Annotated in this window: 22 protein-coding genes; 13 read left to right on the forward strand and 9 right to left on the reverse strand. The window is 31.8% G+C overall.

Going from position 1 to position 23,229, the window contains the following annotated elements; translation table 11 throughout:
- Nucleotide 1: 1 nt before the first annotated feature.
- The 5 genes from N1F78_RS15570 to N1F78_RS15590 form a co-directional block, all read right to left on the reverse strand.
- Nucleotides 2–1,861 (reverse strand): DNA topoisomerase IV subunit B, encoded by a 1,860-nt coding sequence (locus N1F78_RS15570; RefSeq protein WP_406684095.1) that lies wholly within the window; start codon nucleotides 1,859–1,861, stop codon nucleotides 2–4.
- Between the two features lie 114 nt (nucleotides 1,862–1,975).
- Nucleotides 1,976–2,881 (reverse strand): DMT family transporter, encoded by a 906-nt coding sequence (locus N1F78_RS15575; protein ID WP_406684096.1) that lies wholly within the window; start codon nucleotides 2,879–2,881, stop codon nucleotides 1,976–1,978.
- Between the two features lie 136 nt (nucleotides 2,882–3,017).
- Nucleotides 3,018–4,112 (reverse strand): redox-regulated ATPase YchF, encoded by a 1,095-nt coding sequence (ychF, locus tag N1F78_RS15580; RefSeq protein ID WP_406684097.1) that lies wholly within the window; start codon nucleotides 4,110–4,112, stop codon nucleotides 3,018–3,020.
- Nucleotides 4,113–4,278: 166 nt separating this feature from the next.
- Nucleotides 4,279–4,983 (reverse strand): T9SS type A sorting domain-containing protein, encoded by a 705-nt coding sequence (locus N1F78_RS15585; RefSeq protein WP_406684098.1) that lies wholly within the window; start codon nucleotides 4,981–4,983, stop codon nucleotides 4,279–4,281.
- Nucleotides 4,984–5,135: 152 nt separating this feature from the next.
- Entirely contained in the window at nucleotides 5,136–5,489 is a 354-nt protein-coding gene (locus tag N1F78_RS15590; protein ID WP_406684099.1) for a 4Fe-4S dicluster domain-containing protein, read from the reverse strand.
- Between the two features lie 76 nt (nucleotides 5,490–5,565).
- On the opposite strand from N1F78_RS15590, the gene N1F78_RS15595 reads away from it, so the two are divergent.
- The 8 genes from N1F78_RS15595 (at nucleotide 5,566) to N1F78_RS15630 (ending at nucleotide 13,159) form a co-directional block, all read left to right on the forward strand.
- Nucleotides 5,566–6,624 (forward strand): acyl-CoA reductase, encoded by a 1,059-nt coding sequence (locus N1F78_RS15595; protein WP_406684100.1) that lies wholly within the window; start codon nucleotides 5,566–5,568, stop codon nucleotides 6,622–6,624.
- An 80-nt stretch (nucleotides 6,625–6,704) separates the two neighbouring features.
- Nucleotides 6,705–7,769 (forward strand): 3-phosphoserine/phosphohydroxythreonine transaminase, encoded by a 1,065-nt coding sequence (gene serC, locus N1F78_RS15600; RefSeq protein ID WP_406684101.1) that lies wholly within the window; start codon nucleotides 6,705–6,707, stop codon nucleotides 7,767–7,769.
- 47 nt (nucleotides 7,770–7,816) lie between these two features.
- A complete protein-coding gene (locus tag N1F78_RS15605) occupies nucleotides 7,817–8,767 on the forward strand; it encodes a D-2-hydroxyacid dehydrogenase (RefSeq protein ID WP_406684102.1) in 951 nt (316 codons plus the stop codon).
- Nucleotides 8,768–8,875: 108 nt separating this feature from the next.
- Nucleotides 8,876–9,514, forward strand: a complete 639-nt coding sequence (locus tag N1F78_RS15610; protein WP_406684103.1) for a DUF937 domain-containing protein — start codon at nucleotides 8,876–8,878, stop codon at nucleotides 9,512–9,514.
- Nucleotides 9,515–9,728: 214 nt separating this feature from the next.
- Complete coding sequence (locus N1F78_RS15615; protein ID WP_406684104.1) at nucleotides 9,729–10,175, forward strand: DUF6146 family protein; 447 nt, start codon at nucleotides 9,729–9,731, stop codon at nucleotides 10,173–10,175.
- A 33-nt stretch (nucleotides 10,176–10,208) separates the two neighbouring features.
- The gene (locus N1F78_RS15620) at nucleotides 10,209–10,514 is read left to right on the forward strand and encodes a DUF6787 family protein (RefSeq protein ID WP_406684105.1); all 306 of its coding nucleotides are present in this window, start codon (nucleotides 10,209–10,211) and stop codon (nucleotides 10,512–10,514) included.
- Complete coding sequence (locus N1F78_RS15625) at nucleotides 10,507–10,839, forward strand: hypothetical protein (protein ID WP_406684106.1); 333 nt, start codon at nucleotides 10,507–10,509, stop codon at nucleotides 10,837–10,839. Before N1F78_RS15620 ends, N1F78_RS15625 begins: the two co-directional genes overlap by 8 nt.
- Before the next feature lie 64 nt (nucleotides 10,840–10,903).
- Nucleotides 10,904–13,159, forward strand: a complete 2,256-nt coding sequence (locus N1F78_RS15630) for a TonB-dependent receptor (protein ID WP_406684107.1) — start codon at nucleotides 10,904–10,906, stop codon at nucleotides 13,157–13,159.
- Between the two features lie 38 nt (nucleotides 13,160–13,197).
- Here the strand turns inward: N1F78_RS15630 and N1F78_RS15635 are convergent, their stop codons facing one another.
- Both N1F78_RS15635 and folE read right to left on the reverse strand, forming a co-directional pair.
- Nucleotides 13,198–13,467 (reverse strand): hypothetical protein, encoded by a 270-nt coding sequence (locus N1F78_RS15635; protein WP_406684108.1) that lies wholly within the window; start codon nucleotides 13,465–13,467, stop codon nucleotides 13,198–13,200.
- A gap of 55 nt (nucleotides 13,468–13,522) precedes the next feature.
- On the reverse strand, nucleotides 13,523–14,110 hold the full coding sequence (gene folE, locus N1F78_RS15640) for a GTP cyclohydrolase I FolE (protein ID WP_406684109.1): 588 nt from the start codon (nucleotides 14,108–14,110) through the stop codon (nucleotides 13,523–13,525).
- A 150-nt stretch (nucleotides 14,111–14,260) separates the two neighbouring features.
- On the opposite strand from folE, the gene N1F78_RS15645 reads away from it, so the two are divergent.
- Both N1F78_RS15645 and N1F78_RS15650 read left to right on the forward strand, forming a co-directional pair.
- Complete coding sequence (locus tag N1F78_RS15645; protein ID WP_406684110.1) at nucleotides 14,261–16,687, forward strand: DUF5916 domain-containing protein; 2,427 nt, start codon at nucleotides 14,261–14,263, stop codon at nucleotides 16,685–16,687.
- Between the two features lie 38 nt (nucleotides 16,688–16,725).
- Nucleotides 16,726–17,388: an ABC transporter ATP-binding protein gene (locus N1F78_RS15650; RefSeq protein ID WP_406684111.1), complete on the forward strand. Its 663-nt coding sequence runs from the start codon at nucleotides 16,726–16,728 to the stop codon at nucleotides 17,386–17,388.
- Here N1F78_RS15650 and N1F78_RS15655 read toward each other — a convergent pair.
- The gene (locus N1F78_RS15655; RefSeq protein ID WP_406684112.1) at nucleotides 17,385–18,563 is read right to left on the reverse strand and encodes an MFS transporter; all 1,179 of its coding nucleotides are present in this window, start codon (nucleotides 18,561–18,563) and stop codon (nucleotides 17,385–17,387) included. The genes N1F78_RS15650 and N1F78_RS15655 overlap by 4 nt on opposite strands.
- An 82-nt stretch (nucleotides 18,564–18,645) precedes the next feature.
- On the opposite strand from N1F78_RS15655, the gene N1F78_RS15660 reads away from it, so the two are divergent.
- Both N1F78_RS15660 and N1F78_RS15665 read left to right on the forward strand, forming a co-directional pair.
- Nucleotides 18,646–19,410, forward strand: coding sequence for a TIGR02757 family protein (locus N1F78_RS15660; RefSeq protein ID WP_406685696.1), 765 nt, complete (start codon nucleotides 18,646–18,648; stop codon nucleotides 19,408–19,410).
- A gap of 90 nt (nucleotides 19,411–19,500) precedes the next feature.
- Nucleotides 19,501–20,124: a hypothetical protein gene (locus N1F78_RS15665; protein WP_406684113.1), complete on the forward strand. Its 624-nt coding sequence runs from the start codon at nucleotides 19,501–19,503 to the stop codon at nucleotides 20,122–20,124.
- A gap of 90 nt (nucleotides 20,125–20,214) precedes the next feature.
- Here the strand turns inward: N1F78_RS15665 and N1F78_RS15670 are convergent, their stop codons facing one another.
- Nucleotides 20,215–22,107 carry a peptidase M61 gene (locus N1F78_RS15670; RefSeq protein ID WP_406684114.1) on the reverse strand — a complete coding sequence of 631 codons (1,893 nt, stop codon included), beginning with the start codon at nucleotides 22,105–22,107 and terminating at the stop codon, nucleotides 20,215–20,217.
- Between the two features lie 97 nt (nucleotides 22,108–22,204).
- Between N1F78_RS15670 and N1F78_RS15675 the strand changes: the two genes are divergently transcribed.
- Nucleotides 22,205–23,212, forward strand: coding sequence for a glycosyltransferase family 2 protein (locus tag N1F78_RS15675; RefSeq protein ID WP_406684115.1), 1,008 nt, complete (start codon nucleotides 22,205–22,207; stop codon nucleotides 23,210–23,212).
- Nucleotides 23,213–23,229: the final 17 nt, after the last annotated feature.

Consider the following 23,229-nt stretch of genomic DNA (forward strand, 5'->3'; position numbering starts at 1 on the left):
TCTAATTTCGATCTTCAATCAAGTCTAATTCAACTTTCAAATTATCTATAATAAATTCTTGTCTTGATGGTGTGTTTTTACCCATGTAAAATGATAATAATTCTTCAATAGACATATTATCATCAAGCATAACAGGGTCTAAACGGATATCATCACCTATAAAATGTTTAAATTCATCTGGTGATATTTCCCCTAACCCCTTAAATCGGGTAATTTCAGGTTTTGGCTTTAATTTATCAATAGCCTCAATTCGTTCTTCTTCTGAATAACAATAAATAGTTTCCTTTTTATTCCTTACCCTAAAAAGAGGGGTTTGCAATATGTACAAATGCCCTTCTTTTATAACTTCTGGAAAAAATTGCAAAAAGAAAGTAATTAAAAGCAGACGAATATGCATACCATCTACATCAGCATCAGTAGCAATTACCACATTGTTATAACGTAAATCTTCTAAAGACTCTTCTATATTTAAGGCAGCCTGCAACAAGTTGAATTCTTCATTCTCATATACAATCTTTTTTGTTAAACCATAGCTATTAAGTGGCTTCCCTTTTAAGCTAAATACTGCCTGAGTATTTACATCTCGAGACTTAGTAATACTACCGGAAGCCGAATCTCCCTCTGTTATAAATAACGTAGTTTCTAAATTTCTCTCATTTTTAGTATCCCCAAAATGAACTCTACAGTCACGGAGTTTTTTATTGTGGAGACTTGCTTTTTTTGCTCTATCTTTGGCTAATTTCCTAATACCAGACAACTCCTTTCTCTCGCGTTCTGCCTGAAGAATTTTCCTTTGAATTTTCTCCGCAGTATCTGGGTTTTTATGAAGAAAATTATCCAGTTTTGTCTTTACAAAATCATTAATATAAGTTCTAACAGTTGGGTAATCTCCTCCCATATCTGTAGACCCCAATTTAGTTTTAGTCTGACTCTCAAAAACCGGTTCCATAACCTTAATAGCGATTGCTGCGATTACAGATTTTCTAATATCTGAGGCATCGTAATTCTTACCATAATATTCTCTTACCGTCTTTACCACCGCTTCCCTAAAAGCATTTAAATGGGTACCTCCTTGAGTAGTATTTTGCCCGTTAACAAAAGAATGATATTCCTCACTATATTGTGTTTTACTATGAGTAATTGCAACTTCAATATCATCTCCTCTTAAATGAATAATTGGATACAATAAATCATTCTCATTTGTGTTTTCAGAAAGTAAATCTTTTAGCCCATTTTCACTAAAATATTTTTCACCATTAAAAACAATGGTAAGCCCAGGGTTTAGATACACATAGTTCTTGAGCATTTTTACTATATACTCACTTCTAAACTTATAATTTTTAAAAATACTTTCATCTGGAATGAACGATACCTTAGTTCCTTTACGCCTAGAGGTGTCTTCTAGTAAATCTTTAGCTGTTAATTCTCCTTTCTCAAATTCTGCAGAAGCCGACTTTCCATCTCTAGTAGATTCAACTCTAAAATAATTAGAAAGCGCATTGACTGCTTTAGTACCTACTCCATTTAAACCAACAGATTTTTTAAATGCCTTAGAGTCGTACTTTCCTCCAGTATTCATCTTAGAAACAACATCAACCACTTTACCTAAAGGAATACCTCTACCATAGTCTCGAACAATCACTTTATTACCTTGAATAGAAATATCAATGGTCTTTCCGGCCCCCATGACAAACTCATCAATTGAGTTGTCTAAAACTTCTTTTAAAAGAATATAAATACCATCATCTGGAGATGAGCCATCACCCAACTTTCCAATATACATTCCAGGACGCATACGAATATGTTCTTTCCAGTCTAACGAACGTATATTATCCTCAGTATAGTTGGATTGTACTGCCATAAAAAAGTAAAATTTAAGAGATGATGGCTAATATAAGACAACGTCTTAAAATATAAAACAGCCAACAGACAAAGTAATTAACAATAAAAACACAATATTGTTGAGAACCCCTAACTAGGTTTTCTTTTGTTTTTTTAGGGAAACTAGCAATATTCCTATTATTACAACTATGGCTCCTAAAAACTGTAAAATTGTTAACCTTTCTCCCAAAAATATAGCAGCTAAAATTATTGTTGAAATAGGCCCTGCTCCTGCAATTACAGCAAAATTTGAAGAATTAATCATCTTTATGGCTTGAGATACTAAAAAAGAGGGAATTACAGTTGCAAAAAAAGCAATTAAAAACCCTAAAAAATATACTTGCCATGGATATCCTAAGATAGATGTTTTCATTGAAATCCCATAATGAATAAAAACGCAAATGCAGGAAACAATCATGGCATATGATGTAAATCTTGTAACACCAAATTTAGGTATTAACCATCCACTACCCACCAAATATGAAGCATAAGTAATAGCACTTAATACTACAAAGAAACCTCCTAACAAAGATTCTATACCCGAAATAGCAACTTCATTACCAAAAGCTATAATAATACCCAAATAAGTTAATGCTATGGCTCCAACTCGGGTTTTGGTTATTGATTGCTTTAAGAAAAATTTGTTTAATAGTAACACTACTGTAGGGTAAACAAATAAGATAATGCGCTCTAAACTGGCTTTTATATAAACAAGCCCAATAAAATCAAAATAACTAGCTAGATAATACCCAATAAAACCGAAGAAAGCTAACCATATCCAATCTTTTGAAGTTGTTTTTACAACAGCACTTTTTTTCCTAACATAAAACAAAGTAACTAGGTAAAAAGGAAAGGAAAAAACCATTCGCAAAAGCAGAATACTAATTGGATCTATTTCATACCGGTAGGCCAACTTTACCATAACTGCCTTGGAGGAAAACAAAACAATTCCTAGCAATCCTAAAAGGATTCCATATATAAACGTTCTAGACTTTTGCATAGAACGAATGTAATTCTATAATAATCTATGAATTATTGTTATGAAAGTAAATTACGATGTTCAAACTAATTATAAATGAAGAAGAAATAGATTCCCCTTTTTTCTATGAAAATCTAAAAATGACAACTACAACCAATTAAACATTAAACAAGAAATGCATTACATCACCATCTTTAACTACATAATTTTTACCTTCAACTCTCATTTTACCAGCTTCTTTTACTTTGGCCTCACTTCCAAATGACACATAATCATCATAGGCAATAACTTCGGCTCTAATAAAGCCTTTTTCAAAATCGGTATGTATAACACCAGCTGCTTGTGGTCCTGTAGCTCCTATATCCACTGTCCAAGCTCTCACCTCTTTTACTCCTGCAGTAAAATAGGTTTGCTGATTAAGTAACTTATATGCTGAACGAATTAATTTTGCAGATCCTGGTTCATCTAGACCAATATCTTCTAAAAACATTTGGCGCTCTTCATAGTCTTCCAATTCATTTATATCAGCTTCTGTTCCAACTGCTAGCACCAAAACTTCGGCGTCTTCATCTTGCACTGCTTCTTTTACCTTCTCAACAAAATCATTTCCTGAAACAGCCGCTCCTTCATCCACATTACAAACATACATTACAGGTTTATCTGTAATAAATTGTAATGGTTTTACGTATTCTAAATAATCTTCATCGCTAAACTCCAAAGCTCTTACAGATGTACCAGACTCTAAACCTTCTTTTATTTTCAACAATATCGCTTCTTCTGCTTGTGCCTCCTTATTACCAGTTTTTGCTGCTCTTTTAACCTTGTCTAACTTTTTTTCAGCAGTTTCTAAATCCTTTAATTGAAGTTCCATATCAATGGTTTCCTTATCTCTTATAGGATCTACGCTTCCATCAACATGAACTATATTATCGTTATTAAAACAACGTAACACGTGTAAAATAGCATCTGTCTCACGAATATTAGCCAAAAACTGATTACCTAGGCCTTCTCCTTTACTTGCTCCTTTAACTAATCCTGCAATATCAACTATTTCTACAGTAGCTGGAATAACGCGTTCTGGATTCACCAAACTCTCTAGTTTTTCTAAACGTGGATCTGGCACGTTTACAACGCCTATATTTGGTTCAATAGTACAAAACGGAAAGTTTGCACTCTGCGCTTTAGCATTAGATAAACAATTAAATAATGTTGATTTCCCTACGTTCGGTAACCCTACAATTCCTGCTTTCATAATTGAGATGATTTTTGCGAGTGCAAATGTAATTAATTAGATGGTTAGATTCTTAGATGCTTTAGAATATTTTGAATTGAAAAACTAAATAAATTCTATGAAAGAATGAAATTTAAAAGAATTAAAAATTGAATCATATCTTATGAAGTCAGACTATAATTTACTTTTATTGCTTAATAAATTTATAAATAGCTCCGTTTTCTAGCTTTAATAAATATAACCCTCTTTCAAGCTCACTAATTTCAATGCTTCCTTTTTTTGAAATTTTCCCTTTAAGAAGCCTAGAACCAGCTACATTGAAAATACTAAAACCGTCTACGTTAGAAAGCCCTGTAATTTTTATGACATCCTTTGATGGATTAGGATAAAGTTTAATTTTATTTTCTAACTTAAATTCCTCAATATTTAAGCTTTGGTTTGTTGAACGCTCATACGTAAAGCCTCCTCCACTACTTGAACCCTGCCAAAATGTAAACTTAATATCAATATAAATATCATCAGTTATTAAATGAACAACCATATCTTTATTTATCAAATTAAAAGGAGAACTATTGTGGGTAGCTTGCCAATTTTGAAAAGTTAAACTTTCAATTGAGGCGGTTGTTCCAAAAGCCCATTCGGTATCTTCGGGGCTCAAAAAAGTTCTGTAAACTATCTCCGTTGCTTTGTTAAATATTCCTTGACTATCGGCTCTAGTTATCCAAATATTGTCAGTTATTCTATCTTGATTAGATTCCAAATCCCAATCGGCCCCTCCTACTTTAGTAAATGTAGTTGTGGGTCCTGTCCATATGGTTTGACAATTCAAATCCATAAGACCAAACATAATCCCTACCACCGCAATTAAAATATATTTACTTCTTATCTTCATTAATTCGACAGTGTTAACTGAACATACAAAACATGAGATAAAACCTATTATATAGGCCTTTTTACAACCATATTAAAATACTCATTTTTTTTACAAACAAAAAATCCCAAGCAAAAGCCTGGGATTTTTTATAATTTAATGTCGATTATCTACTAATCTTCCGGGTGCATAAAGCGTTGTTTAGCCAGTAGTTCTTCCTCTGTCTCTTCATTATCTTCATCTGGCACACAACAATCTACAGGACATACTGCAGCACATTGTGGCTCTTCATGGAAACCTTTACACTCTGTACACTTATCTGGAACAATGTAATATAACTCATCACTTACAGGTTCTTGAGCTTCATCGGCATCTACTTCCGTTCCGTTTGTTAATACAACAGTACCTTCTAAACTAGTACCATCTTTATAACGCCAATCATCGGCGCCTTCATAAATTGCAGTGTTCGGACATTCTGGTTCACATGCTCCACAATTTATACATTCATCTGTTATTATAATTGCCATACCGTTTTTTCTCTTGAGTTTGCTTAAATTTGCAGACGCAAAAATAAAGCCAAAACCATTCATAACCAAATTAAGCATGCAATTACAAGAAAGAATTAATGCTTTTGTAAAATTAGGAGATTTTTTAAGACAATATTCTAACGAAGTTGTTAGTAAAAATAATAATGTGGAATACAACGATGTTTTCTTTGAAGGATTTAAACATCAACTAAAATTAGCCGAAGAACACAATGGCTGGTTTACCCAAGAAAATATAAGGTTTGCTTTAAAAAGTTGGTCTGATGCTTTAACTGAAACCAACTTAAGCAAATGGCTTTCTAAATACAACTTTAGCCAAAGAAATCCCAAACAAGTAGCTATAATCATGGCAGGTAACATACCTTTAGTTGGGTTTCATGACTTTCTATCTGTATTAATTTCTGGTCACAAGGTATTGGTAAAACAATCATCAAATGACAAGCATATACTCCCCTATTTATCTAAATATTTAGAATACGTAGAGCCAGAATTTGAAAACACGATCTCCTTTACAGAAAAAAGGATTGAAAATTTTGATAGTGTTATTGCTACAGGTAGCAATAATACAGCAAGATACTTTGAGTATTATTTTAAGGGAAAACCTTCTATTATTAGAAACAACAGAAATTCTGTTGCCATTTTAACTGGAGATGAAACCCATGAGGAACTTGAAGCCCTGTCAGAAGATATTTTTAGATATTATGGCCTAGGATGTAGAAGTGTTTCCAAACTATTTGTACCAAGAGACTATAATTTCGATGCTTTTTTCAAAGCTATATATAAATGGCACCCAATAATTGAAAAAGCTAAATATGCCAATAATTATGACTATAATAAGGCTGTTTATTTAATGAGTGAATTTGATATGCTAGAAAACGGCTTTTTAATGATTAAAGAAGATAAAAGCTATGCTTCTCCTATTGCTACTGTATTTTATGAGCATTATGATAATTCAAATCAATTAAAAGAAAAATTAAGCATAGATAAGGAACAAATTCAATGTATTGTTTCAAAAGGATTTGTCAAAAATGAAGTGGTCTTTGGAGCAACTCAAAAACCTCAACTTTGGGATTATGCGGATAGTGTCGATTCCGTTGAATTTTTATTATCAATTTAATGAAAAAATTATTGAATTTTTAGCAAATTTTATTGAATTAATTACCAACTTTGCATCTTTAAATTTTACCACACACAACAATGAAAAAACATAACTTTAGTGCAGGACCATGTGTTTTACCACCAGAAGTATTATTAAAAGCTTCACAGGCTGTAGTTGATTTAGACAATAGCGGATTATCTTTAATTGAAATATCTCATAGAAGTAAGGCCTTTGTAGACATCATGGAAAATGCTAGATCCTTAGCTTTAGAATTACTCGGTTTAGAAGGTAAAGGATATAAAGCCTTATTTTTACAAGGCGGTGCCAGCACACAATTTTTAATGGTTGCTTTAAACCTTTTAGAGAAAAGAGCAGGATACTTAAACTCAGGTTCTTGGGCTGCTAAGGCCATCAAAGAAGCTGCAATTTTTGATGATATATATGAAGTAGGATCTTCTAAAGATGCTAATTATAATTATATTCCTAAGGGGTATGACATCCCAGAAGATTATGATTATTTCCACTGTACATCAAATAACACCATTTTTGGAACACAAATGAAAGCGTTTCCTAACTCTCCAATTCCAATGGTTTGTGACATGAGTAGTGATATATTCTCTAGATCTTTAGATTTCACCCAATTTGATATAATCTATGCCGGTGCTCAAAAAAATATGGGACCTGCAGGAACTACTTTGGTAGTTGTTAAAGAAGATGTTTTAGGGAAAGTTTCTAGAAAGATCCCTTCAATGATGGACTATAAAATTCATATTGATAAAGGTAGTATGTTTAATACACCTCCAGTATTTCCAGTTTACACATCAATGTTAAATTTAGAATGGCTAAAAGCGCAAGGTGGTATAGCTGCTATTGAAAAAGAAAATGAAAAGAAAGCACGCTTAATGTATTCTGAAATAGATTTAAACCCATTATTTAAAGGGTTTGCAGCTAAAGAAGATCGTTCTATGATGAATGCTACGTTTACTCTAGAAAATGAAAACTTAAAAGAAACGTTTGAAACCATGCTTAAAGAAGCTGGTATTAGTGCAGTTAACGGACACAGAAGTGTTGGTGGATACAGAGCTTCAATGTATAATGCTTTAACAATTGATAGTGTAAAAGTTCTTGTTGAAGTAATGAGTGAATTAGAAAGTAAAGCATAATTAAAACATAAAATATTTTCGCTTTCGCGGAAGTAAAAAATAATAAAATGAAAGTATTAGCAAACGACGGTATTTCACAAAGTGGTATTGATGCCCTTGAAAAAGGAGGATACGAAGTAAGTACTACAACAGTTGCTCAAGAGCAACTAATAAATTACATTAATGACAATGACATTAGTGTGTTATTGGTAAGAAGTGCAACCACAGTTAGAAAAGATTTAATTGATGCATGTCCTAACTTAAAAATCATAGGCCGTGGTGGTGTTGGAATGGATAACATTGATGTAGAATATGCTAGAGAACAAGGAAGGCATGTAATTAATACCCCTGCAGCTTCATCACACTCTGTAGCAGAGTTAGTGTTTGGTCATTTATATGGTTTAGCACGTTTCTTACACAATGCAAATAGAGAAATGCCTTTAGAAGGAGATAGTAATTTTAAAGGATTAAAGAAAGCTTACGCAAAAGGAACTGAACTTAAAGGAAAAACCTTAGGTGTTTTAGGTTTTGGTCGTATTGGTCAAGCCACTGCAAAGGTTGCTTTAGGAGCTGGAATGAAAGTAGTTGCTTTTGATCCATTTTTGGAAAAAGCAAATTTAGAATTAGATTTCTTTGATGGACAGAAAGTTAGTTTTGATATTGAAACTATCTCTAAAGAAGAAGTTTTAAAACAAGCAGACTTTTTAACATTACACGTTCCTGCTCAAAAGGATTATGTAATCGATGAAGCAGAATTCAATCAAATGAAAGATGGTGTGATTTTAGCCAATGCTGCTCGTGGTGGCGTGGTTAACGAAGTTGCACTTGTTAAAGCTATTGAAAGCGGTAAAGTGGCAAGAGCTGCTTTAGATGTTTTTGAAAAAGAACCCAAACCAGAAATTCAATTATTAATGAATCCTTCGTTATCTTTAACACCTCATACTGGTGCTGCTACTAACGAAGCTCAAGATAGAATTGGAACAGAATTAGCGTCACAAATCATTAGTATTTTAGGCTAATGATTCAATAATGTGACCTAAACGTTATATTTGAGTCCTAACTGTATAAGTTGGGACTTTTTTTGTACCTTCAAAATTCATTTTTAATTTAAACACAATTACAATATCATGTCTGGAATTTTAGATTTATTAAGTAGCGACCTAGGAAAAACTATTATTAGTGGCGTAGCAGGTCAAACCAATCAGCCTCAAAACAAAACTCAAGATGTATTAACAATGGCTTTACCAGTATTAATGCAAGCTATGAAACGTAATGCATCAACACCACAAGGTGCAGAAGGTTTATTAGGCGCTCTTAATGGTAAGCATGATGGAAGTATTTTAGATAATTTAAACGGTCTATTTGGTGGAGGCGTTGATAATGATGTATTAAACGATGGAGGAAAAATACTAGGCCATGTTTTAGGCGGTAAGCAACAAAATGTGGCAAGTGCCTTAGGTGCTAAATCTGGAATGGATGCTGGTTCTGTGGCTCAAATATTAAAAGTAGCTGCTCCAATATTAATGGGTGTATTAGGTAAGCAAAGTAGACAACAAAAAGTAAGCAACCAAAGTGGTGTTGAAAGTTTACTTGGTGGATTACTTAGTGGAAATTCTCCTCAACAAGAACAGAGCTTTCTAGAGTCTATATTAGATGCCGATGGTGATGGTAGTGTAATTGATGATGTTGCTGGTATGGTTTTAGGAGGCAATAAAAAGAAAAGCGGACTGGGTGGTTTACTCGGTGGTCTTTTTGGTGGGAAATAGAAAAAACATCTTTTAGAATATTAAAAAAAGCCAAACTTTAAAGTTTGGCTTTTGTGTTAAAATAGATTTTGTAACACCTCTTTACGGAATGATTTTTGTAAATTCAATTAACTTAAACCTTGTTCACTCATTAAAGACTGCTGTTTCCTAATTGGCGCTTTATTTTTGATTAGTTGAAGTATAGATTTGAATAATCAAATAAACAGTTAATATTATGAAAAACTCAAATTACATACTCAGTTTAATTATCCTAAGCGTTTTTATTTTTAATTGTAATACAACAAAACAAATACCTGCAAAAAAAGATGATCTATCTGTAAATAGCCCTGTAAACGATACTGTTAAAATTGTAAATGATGAACTAGAATATAAAATTATAATTATAGACCCTGGGTACGCTAGCTGGTTGGTTAGCAATGCAAGACCAGAAGGGTTTTATACCCAACAGTATATGGAAAACCGAAATAATATTTATGCTTTAGAATGGAATAGAAGAGTTATGTTACCACAACAATACAGTCCTAATTTATATGAACTTAGTATTGATTATAACCCACATATTGACTATGGATATGAAGTAAATTACAAGCTTTATAACTATTTTATTTATTTCCAAATGAGATATAATCAAAGATTAGGGCCATTTACTCCTAGAATTTAATTGCTTTGTTTATTTTTGCAGCAAATTATTACTGTGAATAAGTTAAAACAACGTTGGGGTATTGAATCTAATTTTCAAATTGCGGTAATTTTTATCGTATTTGCTGTAACTGGTTCTACTGCTTCATATATTGGTAAACCTATACTTTCTTTTCTAGGTATAACATTAGAATCTTTTAGCACCTTTGGATATTGGGTATTTAGAATTCTAATTTTATTCGTTATGTACCAATTTCTTCTTGTATTTTTTGGTTGGTTATTCGGTCAACATAAATTCTTTTGGGGTTTTGAAAAGAAAATGCTACGTAGATTAGGCTTAAAAAAAATTGTAGGTGAATAAATTGAGAGAACATATAGCTTTTAAAATAGCTACACTTCTTTTAGTCGTTATTTTATTTGCTCCTGTAGCAATAAAGTTTGCGCACCTTTTTGAACATCACGAACATACGTTTTGTATTGGTGAAAAATCTACACATATTCACAAAGTAGATTTAGATTGTGAATTCAATGAATTCCAACTAAACAAAAACCTTTCGTTTACCTCTATAATTGTTGATTTATTTTCCGAAAAAATATTTATTCCTGAAATTGAGTCTCATTACGTATTTCTTAGTAAATATCAACATTTACACTTTTCGCTTAGAGGCCCTCCTCAATTAATTTAATATAAGTTTTATGTGGAATAATACATTCCATAAACAATCAATATTAAATTAATAATAAATTACAATGAAACATATTTTAAATGTATTGCTGTTATTAGCAATACTACCTATATTCTCCCAAAATAAACTTGAGGGAAAAGTTGTTGATTCCAACAGTCAGCTTCCAATTCAGAGGGCAAATATATATTTCCCTCAATTAGAAAAAGGAACTTCTACAAAGGATAACGGAAGTTTTAGTATTAGTAATATTCCTAATGGTACTCATAAAGTTATTGTGTCTTATTTGGGTTACGAAACCATTTCAATAAACGTAAACTTCCCTTTTAGTGAAGAATTTAACATAGAAATGATATCTTCTGCCATTGAAATGGAAGGCATTATAGTATCTACACCTTTTCACAAATTACAAAGTGAAAACGTAATGAAAGTTGAACAGAAAAAAATAAGCGATTTAAACGCCGAAGGTGCTATAAATTTAACCAATGGTATTTCAAATTTTACCGGAGTTGAAAGTATATCAACAGGGTTGGGTATTGGAAAACCTGTTATAAGAGGGCTTAGTGCTAACCGAGTATTAGTTTACACTCAAGGCGTGAGGTTAGAAAACCAGCAATATGGTGATGAACACGGGTTGGGCTTAAACAGTGCCGGTATTGAAAGTATAGAGGTAATAAAGGGACCAGCATCCCTCCTCTATGGTAGTGATGCTCTTGGAGGCGTTCTTTATTTAAATCCAGAAAAATTTGCTCAATCAAACATAACAAATGCAGATTTTTCAGCTAATTATTTTAGTAATACGCAAGGCTATAATTCTAATGCTGGCATTAAACATTCTACCAATAATTTCAAATTTTTATTTAGAGGAAGTACTGCCCAACATACTGATTATAAGACTCGTGATTACCATGTTATAAACACACGGTTTTTGGAAAAAGATTTTAAAGCTGGTTTAGGTTACCAAATCACTAATTTTAAAACAGAATTACGATACAATGTAAATCATTCAAATATAGGAATACCTGAAGAAATTGGTGAACAATCAACTATAGTAACACCTTTAGAACCTTTCCAGGAAATAACAAATCATGTTATGAGTTCTAAGTCTACCTTCTTTTTTAATGATTCCAAACTAAATTTAAATTTTGGTTTGACTTATAACGATAGAAAAGAATTTGAAGAACACCATCATGATGAGCATGAGGAAGATGATGATCATGATGATGAAGAAGAAGAACATGATGATGAAGAACATGACGAGCACGAAGAGGAAGATGAAGAGGTTGCCCTTCACATGAAGTTAAAAACGTTTAATTACGATATTAAATACCACCTTCCAGAATTAGGAAAGTTTGAAACTATTGTTGGTATTCAAGGTTTAACTCAAAGCAATACAAATTATGGTGAAGAATTGCTTATTCCTAATGCAAACGTTAATGATATTGGCTTTTTTGCAACTTCACATATTCATTTCAACAATGTTGATATTCAGCTTGGAGCTAGATATGATAATAGGAATATTAGCGTGGATTCAGGCTTAGACAAAAACTTCAACAGCTTTAATGGGGCTATTGGTATAAGAACAAATCTATCTGATAATTTTATTGCTAGAATAAATTTAGCAACTGGTTTTAGAGCACCTAATTTAGCTGAGTTAACTTCTGATGGTGTTCACCACGGAACAAATCGTTATGAAATTGGGAATGAAAACTTAAAAAGCGAACAAAACTTTCAAACCGATATAGCCTTAGAATACCAAACTGAGCATGTTGAGTTCTTTGCAAACGGATTTTACAACCTCATTAATGATTATATTTTCTTATCACCTAACGGAAATGAAATCGACCAGAGCCCAGTTTTTCTATATCTTCAAGATAATGCCAAATTGTATGGCGGTGAATTCGGATTTCATTTACATCCACATCCTTTAGATTGGTTGCATTTTGAATCAAGTTTTGAAACGGTGATAGGAAAACAGAATAATGATGAATTCTTACCTCTTATTCCTGCAAATAGTTGGACCAATATTTTACGAGGAGAATTTGAATTCGGTTCAATAAAAAAAGGATATGCCTTTATAAAGTATAAATCTACTTCTAGTCAAGATAAGGTAAGTACTTTTGAAACTACCACGGATGGTTATGGTTTATTAAGCGCAGGTTTTGGAGGTTCCTTTAACCTTTTTAACAACGAATTGAATGTTTCAATTTCTGGTACTAACCTTACCAACAATACTTATATTCATCATCTATCTCGTCTTAAAACTGATGGCATATTTAATATAGGCAGGAATATTAAAATTGGAATTACTTATAATTTATAACTATTAAAAAATCCCTTTCAAAATTGAAAGGGATTTTTTTATACCTCTATAATAGTTTCCTCTTTAGACTTAAATATAAATGTGTAAAACCACATTAATGTAAAAGTTGGTATTACATCTAATACTGGCAGTGCTTCCTCAACAAAAGATACAACAGCAGCTACTTTACCTTCTTTTCCTTTATAAAGTTTTGTCATAATATAAGCAGAAACAGGTGCCCAAATAAAATCAAAAGGCGGGAATACAAATGATACATATCCTAAAGCATCACAAAGAATACTTAATATTAATATTTTACGTTTACTCATAAGTTACTTTTATAATAAACTAATAACAAGAAATATACCAATATTATTGTACCTACTACTTGCCTATTAACTTTAAAAACTCATTACGGGTTTCAATTTTTTCAAACTGCCCTCTAAACCCTGAAGTTGTGGTTGTAGAATTTTGTTTTTGTACACCACGCATCATCATACACATATGAGCTGCTTCTATTACCACCGCAACACCTTGAGGTTTTAAAGTATCATTTATACAATCCAAAATCTGTTCAGTCAAACGCTCCTGTACTTGTAAACGTCTTGAAAACACATCCACAATTCTTGGCAACTTACTTAAACCAACTATTTGCCCATTAGGAATATAGGCAATATGAACTTTGCCAAAAAATGGCAATATATGGTGTTCACAAAGGGAATACAATTCAATATCTTTAACTATTACCATTTCATTATAAGACTCCTTAAACATAGCGCTTTTAAGAATTTCTACTGGGTCTTGGTTATAACCTTGTGTTAAAAACTGCATAGCTTTGGCAGCACGTTCAGGGGTTTTTAACAAACCATCACGAGTAGTATCTTCTCCTAAATCCTCAATAATATTTTTATAACGATCTTTAACATCATCAGTTACCTGCATGTTATATTCTTCAAACTTTTTATAAGGCATAATTATAGTAAATCTAGATTTGAAATTAACAAATTTTATGAGTCAAAGGTAAAGATATAGATAGTTTTTAACTTTTAATTGGCAGAGTATTAAAAAACAAGAAATTAATTTTGCTGCCAATAGCATTATTTCACCAACCATTATTTTGCAATGAAATTCTTTGTATTTATTCTCTCTTTTTGTTCTATGCTAAGTATGGGGCAGAATAAAAAAGTACTAAATATAACCAAAACAAATACTCCTCCTAAAATTGATGGTTTACTAGATGATAGTGTTTGGGAAAATGCAAATATAGCTAAGGATTTTGTTCAATTTAAACCAGAACCAGGAATACCAGAAAGTAAGGAAAATAGATCAGTTGTTAGAATGGCATACGATGACAATGCTGTGTATATTGGGGCTTACCTTTATGATGATCCAGACAAAATCTTAAAGCAATTAACTAACAGAGATAATTTTGGTCAATCAGATTTCTTCAGTGTTATTTTAAACCCCAACAATGATGGAATAAATGATGTGAAGTTTTATATTTTTAGTTCTGGAACACAGGCTGACGCCATACAAAATCCTACTGTTGACAAAGATTATAGCTGGAATGCTGTTTGGCAAAGCGCTGTAAAAATTAATGACGACGGTTGGGTAGCTGAAATAAAAATCCCGTACAGAGCTTTGCGTTTTTCTAATTCAGAGATTCAAGAGTGGGGTATACAATTTCAAAGACATATTGAACGGAATAAAACCCAATACACTTGGAATCTTATAGATGTAACCAAAGGGAATATTGGGCTATATAACGGCATACTTAAAGGAATAAATAACATAGCTCCACCTACAAGACTTATTTTTTATCCATACTCATCTGGATTAGTAAATACCTTAGATGGTAACACCTCATCAGATTTCAACCTTGGTTTAGACTTAAAGTATGGTATCACAGAAAATTTCACCTTAGATGCAACATTAATCCCAGATTTTAGTCAAGCCGGGTTTGACGACGTAGAACTTAATTTAGGTCCTTTTGAACAAACATTTTCTGAACAACGCCAGTTTTTTACTGAAGGTGTTGATTTGTTCTCTAAGGGAGATTTATTCTTTTCAAGAAGAATTGGAAATGTTCCAAATCACAATATTGAACTTAATGATAATGAAGAAATAGTAAATGAACCAAACAGCATAAAAGTACTTAATGCTGTAAAAGTTTCTGGCAGGACAAAAAATGGTTTGGGAGTTGGTTTTTTTAATGCATTTACTCAAAAAACTAATGTTACTGTTACAGATACTATTTCTGGACAAAGCAGAGAGGAAGTTCTTGAGCCCTTTTCAAATTACAATATTTTTGTTATTGATAAACAATTTAACCAAAACTCATCAATTAGTTTAATAAATACCAATGTTAGGAGGAATGGTAGTTTTAGAGATGCTAATGTTACAGGCTTATTGTTAGATATTACTAATAAAAGAAACACATATAACATTAATGGTCAATTGAAAATGAGCAGACTTAATCTTATTGATGAAGATCAGGTTGGATACAGCTCCTATTTTTCTTTAAAAAAGGTTCATGGTAACTATCAATATGGAATTTTCAATAGACATGAAGGTGCAAATTATGATATTAATGATTTGGGATTAATAAGAAGAAATAATTTATTTAGAAGTGGCATATTTTTGAACTATACTATTTTCAAACCTACCAAACACTTTAACAGGTTAAGAATAAATGCTGATTTGAACCATAGACGGTTGGCAAAACCTAATATTTATACGGGAACTGAGTTAGAATTGGGGTTATATGCGTTAACAACCAAATTATACACATTTAGAGCAGACATTGAGGCAGATATAGGAAAACGCTATGATTATTTTGAACCTAGAACAGAAGGAAGATACTTTTTATACAAAAACAAGTTAGAAGCGTCTACCAGTGTATCTTCTAATTATAATAAGCCCTTTGCTTTAGACCTTACACTGGGTATGACTAATTTTTTTGATGAAAACAGAGATACCAAACGTTATCAATTGGAGATATCTCCTCGATTTAGATTTAATAATCACTTTTTATTAATTTATTCTATAGCATATTTTGATAGAGTTAAAGATGTTGGTTTTGCTACAAAAATTGATGATGATATTATTTTTGGTGTGAGAGACCAAAAAGAAGTTACAAATACTATTCAGGCGGACTACAACTTTAATCCATTGCAATCACTTTCCTTAAAATTTAGAAACTATTGGTCTACGGTAACATATCAGGATAAACTTTTCACTTTAATGGAGAACGGATTACTTTCTGATGACAACACTTATTTCGCTTCTACTCTTGAAGATAACCCTAATATAAATTTTAATACTTGGAATTTAGACTTTAGTTATACTTGGCAATTTGCTCCGGGCAGTTTTCTAACGGCTTTATATAGAAACCGCCTATTTATTAGATATGATGACTCTACAGATAACTTCGCTGAGAGTATAAACACCTTACTTGACCAACCCATGCAGCATACGGTTTCTTTAAGAATTCAATATTTTATTGATTATAACAACTTAAAATCATTGCTAAAAAAGAAAAGAGTTTAATTTTTGCATCGCAAATCATATTGTTATAATTTGTGCCAATGATTCAAGCCAAAAATATTCATAAATATTATGATGATCTTCACGTATTAAAAGGGGTAGACATCAATATTAAAAAGGGTGAAGTTGTATCTATTGTTGGTGCTTCCGGAGCTGGCAAAACTACATTACTTCAAATTTTAGGAACATTAGATAATGCCACAAAAGAAGAACCTTTTGATTTAATTATAAATGACACAAACTTATCCTTACTTTCTGATAAGGAATTGGCTAAGTTTAGAAATGAGCATATAGGTTTTATCTTTCAATTTCATCAATTACTACCTGAGTTTACGGCAGTAGAGAATGTATGTCTACCTGCATTTATTAAAGGGGTTGGTAAATCGGATGCCGAAAAAAGAGCTAAAGAACTACTTGATTTTTTAGGATTATCTCATCGGTACAACCACAAACCAAGCGAACTTTCTGGCGGAGAACAACAACGTGTTGCTGTGGCTAGAGCCTTAATAAATAAGCCCAACTTAATTTTTGCCGATGAGCCTTCTGGTAATTTAGATAGCGAGTCTGCCGACAATCTTCATAATTTATTTTTTAAACTAAGGAACGAATTCGGTCAAACCTTTGTTATTGTAACACATAACGATGAATTAGCTAATATGGCTGATAGAAAATTAACTATGGTTGATGGTAATATAATTAACTAAGCTCTTTGATTATTTTTTAATAAAGAAAACACCCCAAAAACTGGTCCGATAGCAAGTAATACGAATAAGTATTCTATAGCTACTAAGTTTTGTAAGTAGTTTAAAAGTTGAATACTAATAATTGTAATTGCAAAACCAAAACAATTTACTATGGTTAATGCCGTACCTCTGTGTTCTGGCAATACATTTTTGGCTATAATTGTTGAAAATAAGGGTGAATCTGCTATGACAACAATACCCCAAAAAATAAGAAATACAATAAACAAAAATTCTGAATCAATTAAAAAAAATAGCGGTGATAGTAAACAACAAACACCCGATAACAATAAGGATGTGGCTGCAACTTTTTTAGGTGTGAATATTTGAGATAAATACCCTGAACACACGCATCCTAGACAACCAAAACCTATAACTATAAAACTTATCATGGCAATATTAAAGTTTTCAATATTATGATTTAAGACATATGCTTTTAATAGAACAGGTAAAAATGCCCAAAAAGCATACAGTTCCCACATGTGCCCAAAATAACCAAAAGCTCCTTTTCTAAAATTTTCACCCTTAAATACATCATAAAAAATAGATGGGTTGAATTGCTGTTGTTTTTTTTTATATGGACCATCCGGAATCAAAACTAACATTATTAATCCTCCAAAAGTGGCTAAAGATGAAGTCATATAAATCATGAATTTCCAAGAAGCTAAACTCTCATAACCTTTAACAAAATGGGGGAAAGCTGTTCCTAAAACTAAAGCTCCTATTAAAAACCCTAAGGATTTCCCTAAACCTTTTTTGAAATAATCTGACGCTATCTTCATCCCTACTGGATATATTCCTGCCAGAAAAAAACCTGTAAAAAACCTTAAAGTTATTAAACTAGCCAACGTATTGGATGGCAGGACAATTAAACTATTAAAGCCAGCAGCAACAATGGCACTAATGAAAAATACTTTTGAAGGAGAAAACAGATCTGTTATGGTTAAAAAGGCATATAAAAATGTACCCATAATAAACCCAAATTGTACTGAAGTAGTTAAATCGCCTAAAGCAGAAGAATTTAATCTAAAGGTGTCAATAAGTTCAGAATTTATAGAATTACCAACAAACCATAAAGAAGTACAACAAAATTGCGCTATAACTATAGTTGGTAAAATATGATTTTTTACGGTAGACAAATACTTTTTCTTTAATTCTGTTTATAAGTCATATTTAACTTAACTTAATTACATTTATTTTTGCTAACCTATGAAATTAAAAATAACTAAATCTGAATTAAAGGACTTTCTGAATGAAAAGGTTATAGAGTATAACAATCCTAAGTTTGTTGAATCTGACCCCATTCAGATTCCTAACCGTTATACATTAAAAGAAGATATTGAAATTTCTGCTTTTTTAACTGCCACCATCGCTTGGGGAAACCGTAAGATGATTATAAAGAATGCTAATAGGATGATGCAACTCCTAGATAATTCGCCCTATGATTTTATTATTAATCACAAGGTTTCTGATTTAGAAAAAATGAATGGATTCGTTCACCGAACATTTAATTCTGATGACCTCAAATATTTTATTACCGCATTACGAAAAATCTATTGCAGTCATGGTGGTTTAGAAAAGATTTTTGAAGATAACGTTACAAATATTAGTACACAACCAGCAATTCATGAATTTAAAAACACATTCTTTTCACTTAATCATCAGACAAGAACACAAAAGCATATTGGAGACCCGCACAAAGGTTCAGCATGTAAAAGAATTAATATGATGTTAAGATGGCTTGTACGCAATGATAATACTGGTGTAGACTTTGGAATTTGGAAAAATATCTCAACATCCATTTTATCTTGTCCTCTTGATGTTCATTCCGGCAACGTGGCCAGAAAATTGGGTTTATTGAAACGCAAACAAAACGATGCTAAAGCGCTTTTAGAATTAGATAATTCATTACGAAAACTAGATAAAAATGACCCTGTAAAGTATGACTTTGCTTTATTTGGACTAGGTGTTTTTGAGGGCTTTTAATTTAAAATTAGATTATCTTGAAAAAAGTTATTTAACCAATTCATTGAGATTTATTAATATATTTGATTCCAAAAGCCTATGAACAACATTATGAAAAAATTAGTACTATTTAGTATTGCCTTGCTTTTTACTTTGGGTAAAACATATTCTCAGAATGCTGGAGAAATTGCAACAGGTGTGGCAGGGGCTGCTGCAATAACATTTATAGCTATAAAAACTGACAAGAAAACAATTGCTAAAGAAATTGCTCAATTCAGGTCTAAAGAATACATTATAAATAATATTATTGGTAAAACTAATGGAAATGATATTCAATTTGAAACCGAAAGTTTGGCTGCTGATGATAGTGCGGGGTTAATTTCAATTGCTTTTAATTGTAATGAGATTGATGAAAGAGGTTTGTTACTTGCTTTTTTTGGTCCTAATATAGATAGCTATGGCAATTTAATGGATGCTTATGCTTTCCGATATATACCATTAAAGAAAGCACAAGAATTATTTCAGCGCATAGACATAGTACAGGACACGAATAAGAAATACATGTCCAGTGACAATGATGTTAACAATGTTTATATTGAATTTGAAGACATTAAATTTGTTATTTATAGAGATAACGGAGAGCAAATAAGAGTTTTCTGGAATGGTTTTCAAGTAATTTGGGAAAGAGTTGCTTTTGATAGAAGTAAACGTCGTTTAAGCAAGTGGTTTAAGTAATCAAAGGATATCCTTAATTACAACAAAAACCGGTTAACAAACTAAATAGTTTGTTAACCGGTTTTTATAAATTTAATATTAAGAAATAAACTATCCTTTCAACCAAGCTTCTTTTAATGCCTTTTGAGCATCAGTAGCATCTACTTTTTCAACTAAGGCATTACCTATAGTATAAGGCTGTGTAGTAATAGTTTTAATAACAATTTCCTCACCACCTCTATCTAATAATACTTCAATTTCTTTTCCTGGTTTCCACATAAATACTTCTTGTAGTACCTGGTTAGCATTTTGCAAGGTTAAGTTTGTACCATTTATTGATTTAATAACATCATTGGTTTGAACGCCTTGTTCTTTCCAAAAGCTATTTTTTAAAGCAGATTCAACAAAAAAGATAGTACCCGTTTGCCCATCTCCACTTACAATTGGAGCCCCGTCTAATAATATAAAATTAGCTTTAACCTTTCCTTCCCCAATTTCTAGACCAACCTTTTCAAAAAAGTCATTGTAATTAATTGGTAAATCACCAACTACATGGGTATTAAAAAATTCGCCTAAAACAGGATAAGTCATTGCCACAATTTCTTCTATTAACTTATCATCATCAAATGGTTTATTTTTACCATACTTATTAGATAACTCCTTCATTAAAGATAAAATACCCCTATTCCCATCACTTTCTTCACGCATTAAAATATCAATACACATACCTATTAAAGTTCCTTTTTGGTAAACGTTTAAATATTCATCTTTATAAGGTGCCTTCAATACATTTTCACTCATAATGGTAAAACTCATAGCATCATTCATTCGAGAAGCTTGTTGTATTTTACCCATAATTTTATTGTAAAACTCTTCTTCATCAACCAAACCTTGATCTACTTGAAATAAAGTAGCAAAATATTCAGTTACACCTTCATACATCCAAAGGTGTTTAGAAAATGTAGGGTTGTTGTAATCAAAGTAATGCACATCTTCAGAGTGTACACTTAAAGGGGTTACAATGTGAAAAAACTCATGGGATACCACATCGGTCATACTTTCAGCAAGTGCCTCAGCGGACATACTTTCTGGCATTACCACAACTGTAGACGTGTGATGTTCTAACGCTCCAAACCCTTTAGGAGAATCTTCTTCTCCAGCAGATAAATATACATAAATATCATATCGTGGTGTAGCATTAATATCACCCAAATATCTTTTTTGGGCTTCCATCATTGTATATATCGTTTCTTTTAAAGACTTAGCAGAATGCACTTTATTGGGTGAATAAACACTTAATACAATTTTAATATCACCTACTTCAAATTCTTCAACATCCAAATTACCATACATCATCGGATTATCGGTAATATCAAAATATCTAGGCGCCAAATAACTCGTGGTCATATTTTTTCCATCATCACTTGTTGTTGTATTCACTGTTTGCAATGCAGATGTTCTTACAAAATCTGCTGGAGCAGTAACATCCAATTTATATTGATTGTTTTTTAAAGAATCAAAATACCCAATAAAACCATGTAAGTTTAAGACAAAATTCTCTGCTTCAATATTTGTTCCAGCTGGAGAAAAAGGTTCTTCTTTTCCGATACCCCCTATCTCTTCTATATCATAGGTATCATTAACTAAATAGGTTACTTTATCAAGATCTTTGGCTTCAGCTATAGACCATGAATTATCATCCAATTTAGTAACAGTCATTTCTTCTCCTTTGTAATTTATAGCCTTAAAATTATCTACATACTTTCCAAAATTACTAACAGAATAGGTACCTTGAATAACCTTAGGTAATCTATAAGTAACTGTTTCAGTGGTAAACCTACCGGGATTTATTGTCACCGGAGCTTTATCTTCATGAATATTAGATAAGTTAATTGAAGTTTCAATTGGCAAATCTATTGCTAAATCATTGGAAGAAGTTTTGGTAGAGCTACAACTTGCCATTAAAATACTTGCAAAAACTGTAGCAAATGTTCTGTTATTCATCAAATTGGTTTTTATAGTTTTTTAAATGACGTGCAAAATACCATTATGTTACATGTTGTGCTCTTAAGGTTTTGTTAAAAGATAGTATATTCGCCCTATGCAAAACCCCTTAATAAGCATATTAACACCTTTTAAAAATACCGAAATTTATTTAGGTGATTGCTTAAATTCTATCTTAAACCAAACATATACTAACTGGGAATTACTCATTATTGATGACCATTCTACAGATAATAGTTTTGAATTAGTTAGCAGTTATACTAAAAAGGATAACCGTATTAAACTTTTAAAAAACAGCGGAAAAGGCATTATATCTGCACTACAATTAGCCTTTAATAGCAGTTCTGGTTACTTTATAACTAGAATGGATAGTGATGATATTATGTTACCCAATAAACTAGAAGTCTTAGCCAATAATTTAATTCAAAATGGTAAACAACATGTAGCTATTGGGTTAGTTGAATATTTTAGTGCTAACGGTGTTGGTGAAGGTTATAAAAGTTATGAAACTTGGTTAAACACCCTCACCAAATCTGGAAAAAATTATAATGAAATTTATAAAGAATGTGTTATTCCATCGCCCTGTTGGATGTTGCACAGAGATGATTTAATAGCTTGTGATGCTTTTAACCCAAATAAATACCCGGAAGATTATGATTTAGCCTTTAGGTTTTACAAGTATAATTTCAAATGTATTCCTTGTGATACCATCATTCATAAATGGAGAGATTATAGTACGCGAACCTCAAGAACCCACATCCATTACGCTCAAAATCATTTCACAACCTTAAAAGTGCATCATTACTTAGATATAGATTATGATAAAACCAAAACGCAAGTAGTATGGGGTGCTGGAACTAAAGGAAAACTAATGGCCAAACTTTTTTTAGAACGTGGTATTCATTTTGAATGGATTTGTGACAACCCTAACAAAATTGGACGAGACATATACGGAAAATCGCTTTTAAATTTTAAAGCTCTTACCAGTATAAAAAATGCGCAAAGTCTTATAACAGTAGCCAATAAAGAGGCTCAAAAAGAAATAAGAGCATATTTAAATAAACTGAACTTAAAACCTATTAAAGATTATATCTTTTTTTGTTGAAAAATTTATGTAGTTTT

Source organism: Seonamhaeicola sp. MEBiC01930 (genome assembly GCF_045277075.1).
GTDB lineage: Bacteria > Bacteroidota > Bacteroidia > Flavobacteriales > Flavobacteriaceae > Seonamhaeicola.